Here is a 13,184-nt window from a genome sequence, read left to right as displayed (position 1 = left end):
TATAGGTTCAACCCCCCAGACAAGAAGTCAAAATACACATCTTGAAATTGATCATTACCTGAGGGTGGACTCAGTTTTCGCATCAATGCCACTGCGCGAAACTAAAGCTAATCAACGGAATAAGGCGAATGGAAGGCAGAGTTGTCTATGCTCGAAGTAACACCGAGGTGGCCCTTTCGCGGGCAAGCCCGCTCACACAGGATTTTGGTTGTAGCAGAATCTGTGAATGACCGAGATCACTGTGGGAGCGGGCTTGCCCGCGAAGGCGTCCGATCAGGCACCGCAAAACCCAAAAGGCACATCCATGCACACCGCCATCATCATCTTCTTCGGCCTGGTCCTGCTGGCCCTGATGCTCTACATCGGCGAGCGCGTCGGTTTCAGCCGGCAGACGCTGGCCTACAGCTTCGCCGCGCTGTGGCTGGCGTTGACGGTGATCAATGGTGCGGTGGGGGTGGTGCATGCCGGGCAGCCGCTGGGATCGGAGATCGCGGTGGGCAGTGCGGTGTTCGGGGTGCCGATGGCGGCGATGGTGTTGTTCATGGTGCTGAGCGCCGAGTCGTGAAACGTCCCGGCGCTCAGTTGCCGATCAACGCACCAGATGCAGGAACTGCATGTGACGTTCGTACTGGTCGAGGATGTCGTTGATGATCTGTTCCTTGGTGTAGCCGACCAGATCGTAGTCCTGACTGCCCTCGCTCAAGTGCACTTCAGCGCGGTAGTAGCGGCGGTTGTTGAGTTGCTTGGAACCCATGCCGCCGCGGGCGAACGACGGCGTGAAGTAGCCGCGCATCTGCACCTGATAGATGAACGGATGCTGCTCACCGTGGCCGATTTCCAGGCTGATGTTGTCGTGCGCCGGATCCGGCTGCGTGACCACGTTCAGGCCCTTCTCGACGAATACCGCCGTCACTTCTTCAATCGCCGGGCGCACCGTGGTGTCCATGAAGCGGTACACCTCGTCGCGTGAGGGGAAGTGCACCGCCTGACTCAGGCGCTGGCGCCAGCCGCCGGTGCCACGCCGCGAACCGGAGACCGGGGCCAGCGAATGCAGCTGCGCGATCTGCTTCTGCGATTCCAGATAGAACGCCTTGTGCAGGCCCCACATCATCAGCAGCAAAATCATCGAGAACGGCAACGAGGTCAGCACCACCGCCGATTTCAGCGCATCGATGCTGCCGGAGAACAGCAGTGCACTGGTCACCAGCGCGGTCATCGCGCCCCAGAACACTCGCAGCCATTTCGGCCCGTCTTCGTCCGGGTTGCCGCCCTTGGCCGACAGCGTCGAGAGCACCACGGTGCCGGAGTCGGCAGAAGTGACGAAGAACACGAAGCTGATGAACACCGTCACCGCGATGACGGTCTTGCTCCACGGGTAGGTTTCCAGCAGCAGGTAAAGGCTCATCGACGGATTGTCGAGGGCCGACATGCCCAGCGCCGACATGCCGTGATTGAGCACCTGATCGATGGCGCTGTTGCCGAAAATCGACATCCACGCCAGGGTGAAACCGAGTGGAATCAGCAGCACGCCGAAGACGAATTCACGGATGGTCCGACCACGGGAAATGCGCGCGATGAACAGGCCCACGAACGGCGACCATGCGATCCACCAGGCCCAATAGAACACCGTCCAGCCACCGAGCCAATCGCTCGGTTTGTCGTAGGCGTAGAGGTCGAAACTCTTCATCGGCAACGCGCCGAGGTAATCGCCGAGGTTCTGGATCAGCGTGTTGAGCAGGTGCTGGGTGGGACCTGCGAACAACACGAACAGCAGCAGCGCACAGGCCAGCAGCATGTTGATGTCGGACATCACCCGCACGCCCTTGTCCACACCCGACACGGCGACGATGATCGCCGCACCCATCATCAGCGTGATCAGGCCGACCTGAATCCATTGGGTGTGGGCGATGCCGAACAGGTAGTCGAGACCGGAGTTGAGGTGCAATACGCCGAAGCCCATGTCGGCCCCCAGACCGAACACCGTGGCGATGATGCCGAAGCCGTCCACCGCGTAACCGATGGGGCCGTTGATGCGCTTGCCGATCAGCGGATACAGCGCCGAACGCAAGGCCAGCGGCAGGTTATGCCGGTAAGCGAAATAGGCCAGCGCCATGCCGACGAAGGCGAACACGCCCCAGCCGTGCAGGCCCCAGTGCAGAAACAGAATCTGCATCGCCTGCCGCGCCGCATCGGCGGTGCCGGCCTCGCCTTGCGGCGGTTGGGCCAGGTGCGTCAGTGGCTCGGATACGCAAAAGAAAAACAGCGTGATGCTGATCCCGGCGGCGAACAGCATGCCGGCCCAGGACAGGTAACTGAACTCGGGTTCGTCGTGGTCGGCACCGAGTTTTATCTTGCCGTAGCCCGATAACGCGGTGACCACCACGAAGACCAGATACAGCGTCATCGCGAGCATGTAGTACCAGCCGACCGTATTGGCCGCCCAGTTTTGCGCAGCCAGCAACCAGGCGCCGGCCTGTTCCGGCATGGCGATGACAACCAGACCAAACAGCAGAATGACCGTCGCGGCGAAGTAGAACACCGGCGGATTCATGCGAACCAGACCGCTGGCGGGGGTAGACGATGCACTCATGAAACGTGCACCTCGAGGGGTTGAAACGTGGCTGAAATGATCGGACTCAGCAAAGGCAAGCCTCCTGTTGTGAGCGGGCAGCGAACCACCGGTTTAACTTGAATGAACGTTCAAGTTAAACATGGATAGGGTGGTAAGGACTAATCGCAGGGCCAGGCGGTAGTTTTCCTACAGTAGCCCAAGGAGGGGTATGACGCGGGTTTGGGGGGATTCGTTCAATGGAGAATTGGCTGAATGCCATCAACCTGAGTCGATGCGAAAATTGTGGCGAGGGCGCTTGCTCCCGCTGGACTGCGCAGCAGTCCCAATCCGGCGTCAGTCGCAATTGGGAGTCCTGCGGCCTCCAGCGGGAGCAAGCTCCCTCGCCACAAACGAATTGGATGTTTTACTTCTGCGTCCCGTCATCATGCTGCAGATTGGCCTGAGTCAGATTGCTCCCCGCCGGCACGCTGCGCGTCAGCCAGACATTGCCACCAATGGTCGACCCCTGACCGATGGTGATCCGCCCCAGAATCGTCGCCCCGGCGTAAATCACCACGTCATCCTCGACAATCGGATGCCGCGGATGGCCCTTCTGCAACTGCCCGTCTTCATCCGCCGGGAAGCGCTTGGCGCCCAGAGTCACGGCCTGATAAATCCGTACCCGCTCGCCGATGATCGCGGTCTCGCCGATCACCACACCCGTGCCGTGGTCGATGAAGAAGCTGCGGCCGATCTGCGCGCCCGGATGGATATCGATGCCGGTGGCCGAGTGCGCAATCTCCGCGCTGATTCGCGCCAGCAACGGCAACCCGGCGCGATACAGATGGTGCGCCAGACGATGGTGAATCACCGCCAGAATCCCCGGATAGCACAGCAGCACTTCATCAACACTGCGTGCCGCCGGGTCGCCGTGATAGGCCGCCAGCACATCGGTGTCGAGCAAACTGCGCAAACCCGGCAAGGCCAGGGCAAAATCCTGAATGATGCGGATCGCCTGAGCTTCGACGTCAGCATCGCCTTGAGCGCTGTGCCGGGCGACATAACGCAACTCCAGCCGCGCCTGCGCCAGCAAGGCATTCAACGAGGTATCGAGGGTATGCCCGACATAGAAGTCCTCACTCTCCTCACGCAGATCCACCGGCCCCAGCCGCATCGGAAACAACGCGCCACACAGCGCCTCGAGAATCTCGGCCATCGCCGCGCGGGACGGCAACTCGCGACCACCCTGCTCGCCGCTGGCGCGGCCATTCTGGGTACGCCACTGATCCCGCGCGGTACGCAGTTGGCTGACGATGGTCTGCAATTGCCAATGGCTGGAACGCTCGCTCACGGTAAAGACTCCTCACGGGCGGCCGGACGGTCGGGCCGCGTCAACGGCGACTACTTTACGACATGCCCATGAGGGCGAATTAAGAACCGATAGTGCTGGCCTAAGCACATTTAGCTATAAGCAATTCACGGTTGCCCCGGTAAAACCGCCTGCCTATAGTCCTGTCATCTTCCTCCGCCAGTACGGGCTCATGATCAAACAACAGCTGGATCGCTTTAACCGCCTCAACCTGCTCGGCCAACCCACGCCACTGGAAAAACTCGAACGCCTGTCCGCCTGGCTGGGCCGCGATGTGTACATCAAACGCGATGACCTGACGCCGTTGGCCATGGGTGGCAACAAGCTGCGCAAACTCGAATACCTTGCCGCCGACGCCCTCGCCCAAGGCGCCGACACGCTGATCACCGCCGGCGCCCTGCAATCGAACCACGTACGCCAGACCGCCGCATTGGCGGCCAAACTCGGCCTGGGTTGCGTGGCGCTGCTGGAAAATCCGCTGGGCACCGACTACAGCAACTACACCGGCAACGGCAACCGCCTGCTGCTGGACTTGTTCGACACCAAGGTCGAGCTGGTGGACAACCTCGACAACGCCGACGAATTACTGGCCGCCCTCGCAGTGCGCCTGCGCAGCAATGGCAAGAAACCCTATCTGGTGCCGATCGGCGGCTCGAATGCCCTTGGTGCATTGGGCTACGTGCGTGCCGGCCTGGAACTGGCCGAGCAGATCAAGGACACCGGCCTGAGTTTCGCTGCCGTGGTACTGGCCTCGGGCAGCGCCGGGACCCACAGCGGCCTGGCGCTGGCGTTAAGCGAAGCGCTGCCGCAATTGCCGGTAATCGGCGTGACGGTCTCGCGCAGCGAAGAAGATCAGCGCCCGAAAGTGCAGGGTCTGGCCGAGCGCACGGCGGAGCTGCTGGGCGTGAAATTGCCGGAGCACTTCAAGGTCGAGTTGTGGGACGAATACTTCGGCCCGCGTTACGGCGAGCCAAATGCCGGGACACTGGCGGCGGTGAAACTGTTGGCCAGTCAGGACGCGGTGCTGCTCGACCCGGTGTATACCGGCAAGGCCATGGCCGGGTTGCTCGACGGGATCGGCCGTCAGCGTTTCAACGAGGGTCCGATCATCTTCCTGCACACGGGTGGGGCGCCGGCGTTGTTTGCCTACAAGGATGCTTTGAGCGGTTGAAGTGCTTTTGTGGCGAGGGAGCTTGCTCCCGCTGGGGCGCGCAGCGCCCGCAAACCTGCTTCCGCGTTTTTCAATTGAACACTGGCGGCAGGTATTGCGACTGCTGCGCAGTCGGGCGGGAGCAAGCTCCCTCGCCCCAGGCAAATGCCTCATATTCCATATATGAATATCAAATCAGATATTAAGTATTTTCAAGTCTAAAGCAGACATCTTATAGTCTCGCCGCAGGCGAATTTCGGGCAAGACGCATAAGCTGCTTTAGGGCACGATAACGTAGTCGTTGAATTCCCGGATTCGCCAACTTTCCTTAAGCGTCTTCCATAAGAAAACACAGGGGCTTGTCATGAATTTTTCCGCACTACGTCGCAATCTGCTGGTAGGTTCGCTGGGCCTTGCACTAAGCGCCGGCCTGATCGGCCAGGCATCCGCCGGTGAGCAGTTGCAACAGATCAAGGACAAAGGCGTCATCAACGTCGGCCTGGAAGGCACTTACCCACCGTTCAGTTTCGTTGACGCCGACGGCAAACTGTCCGGTTTCGAAGTCGAACTCTCCGAAGCCCTGGCGCAGAAACTCGGCGTCAAAGCCAAGATTCAGCCGACCAAGTGGGACGGTATCCTCGCTGCACTGGAATCCAAACGTCTCGACGTCGTGGTCAACCAAGTGACCATCTCCGACGAGCGCAAGAAGAAGTATGACTTCTCCGAGCCGTACACCGTTTCCGGGATTCAGGCGCTGGTGCTGAAGGACAAGGAAGCCAAGTTGAACATCAAGACTGCCGCCGATCTGTCCGGCAAGAAAGTCGGTGTCGGCCTGGGCACCAACTACGAGCAATGGGTCCGCGCCAACGTGCCGGGCGCTGACGTGCGTACCTACGACGATGATCCGACCAAGTTCGCCGACCTGAACAACGGTCGCACTGACGCGATCCTGATCGACCGTCTGGCTGCACTTGAATACGCCAAGAAAGCCCCGAAAACCGTGGCTGCCGGTGAAGCGTTCTCCCGTCAGGAATCCGGTATCGCTCTGCGCAAAGGCGAGCCTGAGCTGCTGGCGGCGGTGAACAAGGCGCTCGACGAACTGCGTGCCGACGGTACCCTTGAGAAGCTGTCGAAGAAATACTTCAACGCTGACGTCACCAAATAATGGAAGAAGCTTTCCAACTCGCACTGGACTCCGCGCCCTTTCTGCTCAAGGGCGCGTATTACACGGTCATCCTCAGTCTGGGCGGCATGTTCTTCGGCTTGCTGCTGGGCTTCGGCCTGGCCTTGATGCGCCTGTCGCGCTTCAAACTGGTGAGCTGGATTGCCCGCATCTATGTGTCGTTCTTTCGCGGCACGCCGTTGCTGGTGCAACTGTTCGTAATCTATTACGGCTTGCCGCAATTGGGTCTGGAACTGGATCCGCTGCCGGCGGCGCTGATCGGCTTCTCGCTGAACATGGCCGCCTACGCCTGTGAAATCCTGCGTGCGGCGATCGGTTCGATCGAGCGCGGCCAGTGGGAAGCCGCTGCGAGCATCGGCATGACCCGCGCGCAGACCCTGCGTCGGGCCATCCTGCCGCAGGCCATGCGCACGGCGCTGCCGCCGCTGGGCAACAGCTTCATTTCGCTGGTCAAGGACACGGCACTGGCCGCCACCATTCAGGTGCCGGAACTGTTCCGCCAGGCGCAACTGATTACCGCCCGGACTTTTGAAGTCTTCACCATGTATCTTGCCGCCGCGCTGATCTACTGGATTCTGGCCACGGTGCTGTCGCACCTGCAGAACAAGTTGGAAGAGCGGGCCAATCGGCATGACCAGGAGTCCTGACCCCATGATTGTCGTGGAAAAACTGACCAAGCAGTTCAAGGGTCAAGAGGTGCTCAAAGGCATCGATCTTGAGGTGAAGGAAGGTGAGGTCGTGGCCATCATCGGCCCCAGCGGTTCGGGCAAGACCACGTTCCTGCGCTGCCTGAATTTCCTTGAACAACCCACCAGCGGCCGGATCAAGGTCGGCGATATCGAGATCGATACCAGCCGCCCGCTGAGCCAGCAACAGAGCCTGGTGCGCAACCTGCGCCAGCATGTGGGCTTCGTGTTCCAGAACTTCAACCTGTTCCCCCACCGCACGGCGCTGGAAAACGTCATCGAAGGGCCGATCGTGGTCAAGAAGATGCCGCGCGAGCAAGCCGTTGCCCTGGGCATGAAGCTGCTGGCCAAGGTCGGTCTGGCCGGCAAGGAAGATGCTTATCCGCGTCGTCTGTCCGGCGGTCAGCAGCAGCGCGTGGCGATTGCCCGGGCGCTGGCGATGGAGCCGGAAGTGATCCTGTTCGACGAGCCGACCTCGGCCCTCGACCCGGAGCTGGTGGGCGAGGTGCTGGCGACCATTCGCGGTCTCGCTGAAGAAAAACGCACCATGGTCATCGTCACCCACGAAATGGGTTTTGCCCGCGACGTGGCCAACCGTGTGGTGTTTTTCGACAAGGGCGTGATCGTCGAACAAGGCGAAGCCAAGGCGTTGTTTGCCAATCCGAAAGAAGAACGCACCCAACAGTTTCTCAGCAAGTTCCTGAATCACGCCTGAGAACATTATTGTTTTGAATCATTAACTTCCACGGATGGAAGTTATACTTCCCCCGCCTGAAAAACATTTGAATCCCTCCAGTTTAAAAACCTGTCAAAACAATACATTTATCCTCTGCAACAGATAAAAATAATCTGCGGCGCGCTTTTGCGCCTGTAAAACCACTTAAACCGGTCTACACAGAAACCGCAGAAACTCCGGAAGAATCGTAGTTCCATTCGCCATAACCGCTAGGCAGCATGCCTGATCAGCGTAGGAAGCTTCTGATTAATCCGTAATTCATTGATTAACTAACATGCTCTATTGACACTCTTTCCCGCACGCTCTTATCTAGTCGGCAACCGGCACCCAGTAGTTGAATAAATCCGTACTCAGCCCGAACAAAAGTTCACGGTTGCATTACCGATTCATCACGCCTTTTGTTTTTTCAAGACATGGAATTCGCCGCAAGACTTCAAGGAGAGAACCTGATGACCCGCACTTCGCATATTGCCGAACTGGCAGCGCCGAACCTCGCATCCGCACACAACAACGCGATCAACCTGGCGGCTGCCGCGCATTTACTGATTGATGTGCTGCCCTATTCCGGCATGGACGCCGGTGATCTGATCGAACTGTTCTGGAACAACTGCTACGTTGCCTCGCGGGTCTTGACCAGCGAAGACGTCGGCGCCTCGATCAGCCTGCGGGTACCGGAGAGCTTTATCGCCAGTGGCACCGCACGGATTCACTATCGGGTGATGCAGATCGGTCAAGGGCCGGCGCTGTCGGCGGCAACCCGAGTGCAGGTCAAGCTCGACTGCCCCGGCGGCCAGCCTTCGCCGCTCTGCGGTGACGAGAATCAGCAACTGGCGCCCGTCTCGCTGCCTGACACCATTCGCCGTCAGGGCGTGAACCCCTATCAGATCAAACGCGGTGTGCCCCTGACCATCGAACCTTACCTGAACATGGCCGAGGACGACGCCATTACCTTGCGCTGGGGCGACGTGCGCATGGACCTGGCCCGGATCACCGCAGCCGATGTCGGCCTGCCGATTCAGGTCTGGGTGCCACCGGCGGTGATCGTCGAAGGCGGTGAGGATCTGCGTCTGGACGTGACCTACTGCATCATCGACTGGGTGGGCAACAACTCACGCTGGGCACCGCCACGGACGCTGAAAATCGGCTGTGTGAATCCTTATCTGAAGGTACCGTTGCGCCAGGATCTGAAGGCCGCCGAATCGCGCCAAGAAGAACGCTGAACCTTGTGGCGAGGGAGCTTGCTCCCGCTGGGGTGCGAAGCGCCCCCAGAACCTGCAGAACGCGTTCTTTCAATTGAAACGTGGAGATCAGGTTTCGCGACTGCTGCGCAGTCGAACGGGACGGTGCGACGATTCGACGAGCTCCTTGCCACAGACTCCAGTCACCGAAACAAAGTTGTTAACCAACCCGACCACCACCCCTTCTATACATATTCCTAAAAGTTAGTTTATTTAATATTTATACACGCTTAGGGTATATGAACCGGACCACCGGACATTCTTTCGTTCGCCGCACTTTTGCGGCGTTTTTCATGAGATGTGAGGTAGGTAGTATGGTCCGGAACACAATCACCCCAGTGCAGATCGCCAGGGCATTGCGTGCAGCCAAGGAGCGGCACTGATGTCCAGTCTGGCCGATGCAAACGTCCAGTCGGATCTGGACATCGCCCCGTTGTTGTTGCCCGCGCAGGTCTTGCGCAACGACGCCCAAGCCATCAAGGCTGCCCACGAACTGGCGCAAGTTGCCCGCGTGCAGGCCGCCAAACGTGATCGTCAGCGCAAGCTGCCGTGGTCGGAAATCGAACAGTTCACCCGCAGCGGTCTGGGCAGCATTGCCATCCCGCGTGAGTACGGCGGCCCGCAGGTTTCGTTTGTCACGTTGGCCGAAGTGTTCGCGATCATTTCCGCAGCCGACCCGGCACTGGGACAGATCCCGCAGAACCAGTTCGGCATTATCAATCTGGTGCTTGGCAGCGCCACTGAAGAACAGAAAAAGCAGCTGTTCCAGAGCGTTCTGGAAGGCTGGCGGATCGGCAATGCCGGCCCTGAGCGCGGCACCAAAAATACTCTTGAATTGAAAGCGCGTATCACCGCCGATGGTGATGATTACGTGATCAACGGCCAGAAGTTCTACTCCACCGGCGCGCTGTTCGCGCACTGGGTGGCGGTCAAGGCGCTCAACGACGACGGCAAGCAGGTGCTGGCCTTCGTCCGCCGTGGCACCCCGGGCCTGCGCATCGTTGATGACTGGTCGGGTTTCGGTCAGCGCACCACCGCCAGCGGCACGATTCTGCTGAACAACGTGCGCGTCGAGTCGAGCCTGGTCGTCGATAACTGGAAAATCAACGAGAAGCCCAACACTCAAGGCGCGGTGTCGCAGCTGATTCAGGCAGCCATCGACGCCGGCATCGCCCGTGGCGCCATCGACGATGCCATCGAATTCGTCAAAACCCGCGCGCGGCCCTGGATCGACGCCAAGGTCGAGCGCGCCAGTGATGACCTCTACGTGATCGCCGACATCGGCAAGCTGAAAATCGAACTGCACGCGGCTGAAGCACTGCTGCGCAAGGCCGGGCAAGTGCTGGATCAGGTACACACCGCGCCGCTGACCGCCGAATCCGCCGCCCGCGCTTCAATTGCGGTGGCCGAAGCGAAAGTGCTGACTACCGAGATTTCCTTGCTCGCCAGCGAGAAGCTTTTCGAACTGGCCGGCAGCCGCGCGACCCTCGCCGAATTCAACCTCGACCGTCACTGGCGCAACGCCCGGGTGCACACCTTGCACGACCCGGTGCGCTGGAAATATCACGCGGTCGGCGCCTATCGCCTGAACGGTACTTTGCCGGCCCGCCATTCCTGGATCTGACGACCAGACATCTGGAGAAAACCCATGCCTTTTTCCCATCCCGTCGCGGTCATCACCAGCGATGAGCAAGCCCTGATCGTCGCCAGCGACCTGGCCGAAGATTTCAAACGCGACAGTGCCGTGCGTGACCGCGAACGCCGCCTGCCACTGCCGGAGCTCGACGTGTTTTCCCGCTCCGGCCTGTGGGGCATCAGCGTGCCCAAGGAGTATGGCGGCGCCGGCGTGTCCAACGTGACCCTGGCCAAAGTCATCGCCCTGATCGCTCAGGCCGACGGCTCCCTCGGACAGATTCCGCAGAACCATTTTTACGCCCTCGAAGTGCTGCGGGTTAACGGCAGCCACGAGCAGAAACAGCGGCTGTACGCCGAGGTGCTGGCCGGTCAACGTTTTGGCAACGCCCTGGCGGAACTGGGCACCAAAACCGCCCACGACCGCGTCACCAGTCTCAAGCGTGACGGCGACGGCTATCGCATCAACGGGCGCAAGTTTTACGCGACCGGCGCGATCTACGCGCAGCGTATCCCGACCTCCGTGGTCGATGAAAATGGCGTGCAGCAACTGGCCTTCGTCCCGCGTGACAGCAAGAAACTGACGGTGATCGACGACTGGAGTGGTTTCGGTCAGCGCACCACCGGCAGCGGATCCGTGGTGTTCGAAGACGTCTACGTTGCCGCCGAGGACGTGATCCCGTTCCAGAGTGCCTTCGAGCGTCCGACCACGGTCGGCCCGCTGGCGCAGATCCTTCACGCCGCCATCGACACTGGCATCGCTCGCGCCGCTTATGAAGATGCCCTGCACTTCGTGCGCAGCAAGACCCGGCCATGGATCGACTCCGGTAACGACAAGGCCACCGAAGACCCGCTGACCCTGAAGAGCTTTGGCCATTTGAGCATCCGCCTGCACGCCACCGAAGCACTGCTTGAGCGCTCCGGCGAATTCCTCGACAAGGCCCAGGCCGAGACCAATGCAGAAACAGTCGCTGCGGCGTCGATTGCAGTCGCCGAAGCACGGGCGATCAGCACTGAAATTTCGCTCGCCGCCGGCAGCACCTTGTTCGAACTGGCCGGCAGTCAAGCGACCCTGATTGAGCACGGCCTCGACCGTCACTGGCGCAACGCCCGGGTACACACCCTGCACGACCCGGTGCGCTGGAAATATCACGCGGTGGGCAATTACTACCTCAACGCTGAAAACCCTCCGCTTCGAGGGACGATCTGATGAGCGGCGCGAAAAAGAAGATTCTGCTCAACGCGTTCAACATGAACTGCATCGGCCACATCAACCATGGCCTGTGGACGCATCCGCGCGACACTTCGACGCGCTACAACACCCTCGAATACTGGACCGAACTGGCGCAGTTGCTGGAGCGCGGGCTGTTTGACGGGCTGTTCATCGCCGACATCGTCGGCGTGTACGACGTCTATCAGAATTCGGTGGACGTCACGCTCAAAGAGTCGATCCAGCTGCCGGTCAACGACCCGCTGCTGCTGGTCTCGGCCATGGCTGCGGTGACAAAAAACCTTGGTTTCGGCCTGACCGCCAATCTCACTTACGAGCCGCCGTATCTGTTCGCCCGCCGCATGTCGTCGCTCGATCACCTGAGCCGCGGTCGGGTCGGCTGGAATATCGTCACCGGTTACCTGGACAGCGCCGCCAAGGCCATGGGCCTGCGCGAACAGGTCGAGCATGACCGTCGCTACGATCAGGCCGACGAGTACCTTGAAGTGCTCTACAAACTCTGGGAGGGCAGTTGGGAAAACGGCGCGGTGCTCAATGACCGCGAGCAACGCATCTACGCGCAGCCGGAGAAAGTGCACAAGGTCGAACACCACGGCGAGTTCTATCAGGTCGAGGGATATCACCTCTGCGAGCCGTCGCCGCAGCGCACGCCGGTGCTGTTCCAGGCTGGCAGTTCGGATCGCGGTTTGCTGTTCGCCGGGCGCCACGCCGAGTGCGTGTTCATCAGCGGCCAGAACAAGCCGTCGACCAAAGTGCAGGTGGACAAGGTCCGCGCCAGCGCGGTCGAGGCCGGGCGCAATCCCGAGGATATCAAGGTGTTCATGGGCCTCAACGTGATCGTCGGTGCCACCGAAGAAGCCGCGTGGGCCAAGCACGCCGAGTACCTGAGCTATGCCAGCGCCGAGGCCGGCGTCGCGCATTTCTCGGCGTCCACCGGGATCGATTTTTCCCAATACGAAATCGACGAACCGATCCAGTACGTCAAGAGCAATGCCATCCAGTCCGCCACCAAAAATCTGCAGAACAACGACTGGACCCGACGCAAGTTGCTCGAGCAGCACGCCCTCGGTGGCCGCTATATCACCGTGGTCGGCTCGCCTGAGCAAGTGGCGGATGAACTGGAAGCGTGGATCGCTGAAACGGGACTCGACGGCTTCAACCTGACGCGCATCGTCACCCCGGAAAGCTATGTCGATTTCATCGAGCTGGTGATTCCGGAGTTGCAGCGGCGCGGGTCGTACAAGACTGCGTATGAGAGTGGCAGCTTGCGCGAGAAGCTGTTTCACGGTGAGGCACATTTGCCCGAGCAACACACCGGCTCTTCATACCGACATTAAAAGCTTCGCTGGCAAGCCAGCTCCCACAAGGGTCTGTGGCGTTCACAAAACCTGTGGGAGCTGGCTTGCCA

11 protein-coding genes are annotated in these 13,184 nt (G+C 60.2%); 9 read left to right on the top strand and 2 right to left on the bottom strand.

The features are described from left to right. The first annotated feature begins 304 nt into the window (after window positions 1–304). Window positions 305–565 (top strand): hypothetical protein, encoded by a 261-nt coding sequence (locus ACU680_RS11290; RefSeq protein ID WP_003220613.1) that lies wholly within the window; start codon window positions 305–307, stop codon window positions 563–565. Between the two features lie 24 nt (window positions 566–589). Here the strand turns inward: ACU680_RS11290 and betT are convergent, their stop codons facing one another. Both betT and epsC read right to left on the bottom strand, forming a co-directional pair. After that, a complete protein-coding gene (gene betT, locus ACU680_RS11285) occupies window positions 590–2,551 on the bottom strand; it encodes a choline transporter BetT (RefSeq protein WP_167734187.1) in 1,962 nt (653 codons plus the stop codon). A gap of 424 nt (window positions 2,552–2,975) precedes the next feature. Continuing rightward, the gene (epsC, locus tag ACU680_RS11280) at window positions 2,976–3,902 is read right to left on the bottom strand and encodes a serine O-acetyltransferase EpsC (protein WP_095137901.1); all 927 of its coding nucleotides are present in this window, start codon (window positions 3,900–3,902) and stop codon (window positions 2,976–2,978) included. Window positions 3,903–4,092: 190 nt separating this feature from the next. Between epsC and ACU680_RS11275 the strand changes: the two genes are divergently transcribed. The 8 genes from ACU680_RS11275 to ACU680_RS11240 all read left to right on the top strand — a co-directional run bounded on the left by ACU680_RS11275 (window position 4,093) and on the right by ACU680_RS11240 (window position 13,113). Beyond that, window positions 4,093–5,091 (top strand): D-cysteine desulfhydrase, encoded by a 999-nt coding sequence (locus ACU680_RS11275; protein ID WP_448179484.1) that lies wholly within the window; start codon window positions 4,093–4,095, stop codon window positions 5,089–5,091. A 343-nt stretch (window positions 5,092–5,434) separates the two neighbouring features. Further along, complete coding sequence (gene tcyJ / locus ACU680_RS11270; protein ID WP_202370864.1) at window positions 5,435–6,235, top strand: cystine ABC transporter substrate-binding protein; 801 nt, start codon at window positions 5,435–5,437, stop codon at window positions 6,233–6,235. Continuing rightward, window positions 6,235–6,900, top strand: coding sequence for a cystine ABC transporter permease (tcyL, locus tag ACU680_RS11265; protein ID WP_003220607.1), 666 nt, complete (start codon window positions 6,235–6,237; stop codon window positions 6,898–6,900). Before tcyJ ends, tcyL begins: the two co-directional genes overlap by 1 nt. Window positions 6,901–6,904: 4 nt before the next feature. Beyond that, window positions 6,905–7,654 carry an L-cystine ABC transporter ATP-binding protein TcyN gene (tcyN, locus tag ACU680_RS11260; RefSeq protein WP_003220606.1) on the top strand — a complete coding sequence of 250 codons (750 nt, stop codon included), beginning with the start codon at window positions 6,905–6,907 and terminating at the stop codon, window positions 7,652–7,654. Window positions 7,655–8,124: 470 nt separating this feature from the next. After that, entirely contained in the window at window positions 8,125–8,895 is a 771-nt protein-coding gene (locus ACU680_RS11255) for a hypothetical protein (RefSeq protein ID WP_367082479.1), read from the top strand. Window positions 8,896–9,295: 400 nt separating this feature from the next. Next, a complete protein-coding gene (locus ACU680_RS11250; RefSeq protein WP_367082477.1) occupies window positions 9,296–10,537 on the top strand; it encodes an SfnB family sulfur acquisition oxidoreductase in 1,242 nt (413 codons plus the stop codon). Window positions 10,538–10,561: 24 nt separating this feature from the next. Beyond that, complete coding sequence (locus tag ACU680_RS11245; RefSeq protein ID WP_448179483.1) at window positions 10,562–11,755, top strand: SfnB family sulfur acquisition oxidoreductase; 1,194 nt, start codon at window positions 10,562–10,564, stop codon at window positions 11,753–11,755. Continuing rightward, window positions 11,755–13,113 carry an LLM class flavin-dependent oxidoreductase gene (locus tag ACU680_RS11240; RefSeq protein WP_007964732.1) on the top strand — a complete coding sequence of 453 codons (1,359 nt, stop codon included), beginning with the start codon at window positions 11,755–11,757 and terminating at the stop codon, window positions 13,111–13,113. The genes ACU680_RS11245 and ACU680_RS11240 overlap by 1 nt, the downstream gene beginning before the upstream one ends. The last annotated feature ends 71 nt before the right edge of the window (window positions 13,114–13,184 follow it).

Source organism: Pseudomonas sp. LF020 (assembly GCF_053456425.1).
The sequence above is the reverse complement of the archived record's forward strand: the minus strand, read 5'-3'. Positions and strand labels throughout refer to the sequence as shown.

Coding starts and splice junctions, on each gene's coding strand:
- ACU680_RS11250 (WP_367082477.1), top strand. CDS start 9,296: ATGTCCAGTCTGGCCGATGCAAACGTCCAGTCGGATCTGGACATCGCC.
- tcyN (WP_003220606.1), top strand. CDS start 6,905: ATGATTGTCGTGGAAAAACTGACCAAGCAGTTCAAGGGTCAAGAGGTG.
- betT (WP_167734187.1), bottom strand. CDS start 2,551: ATGAATCCGCCGGTGTTCTACTTCGCCGCGACGGTCATTCTGCTGTTT.
- ACU680_RS11245 (WP_448179483.1), top strand. CDS start 10,562: ATGCCTTTTTCCCATCCCGTCGCGGTCATCACCAGCGATGAGCAAGCC.
- ACU680_RS11275 (WP_448179484.1), top strand. CDS start 4,093: ATGATCAAACAACAGCTGGATCGCTTTAACCGCCTCAACCTGCTCGGC.
- ACU680_RS11290 (WP_003220613.1), top strand. CDS start 305: ATGCACACCGCCATCATCATCTTCTTCGGCCTGGTCCTGCTGGCCCTG.
- ACU680_RS11240 (WP_007964732.1), top strand. CDS start 11,755: ATGAGCGGCGCGAAAAAGAAGATTCTGCTCAACGCGTTCAACATGAAC.
- tcyL (WP_003220607.1), top strand. CDS start 6,235: ATGGAAGAAGCTTTCCAACTCGCACTGGACTCCGCGCCCTTTCTGCTC.
- tcyJ (WP_202370864.1), top strand. CDS start 5,435: ATGAATTTTTCCGCACTACGTCGCAATCTGCTGGTAGGTTCGCTGGGC.
- ACU680_RS11255 (WP_367082479.1), top strand. CDS start 8,125: ATGACCCGCACTTCGCATATTGCCGAACTGGCAGCGCCGAACCTCGCA.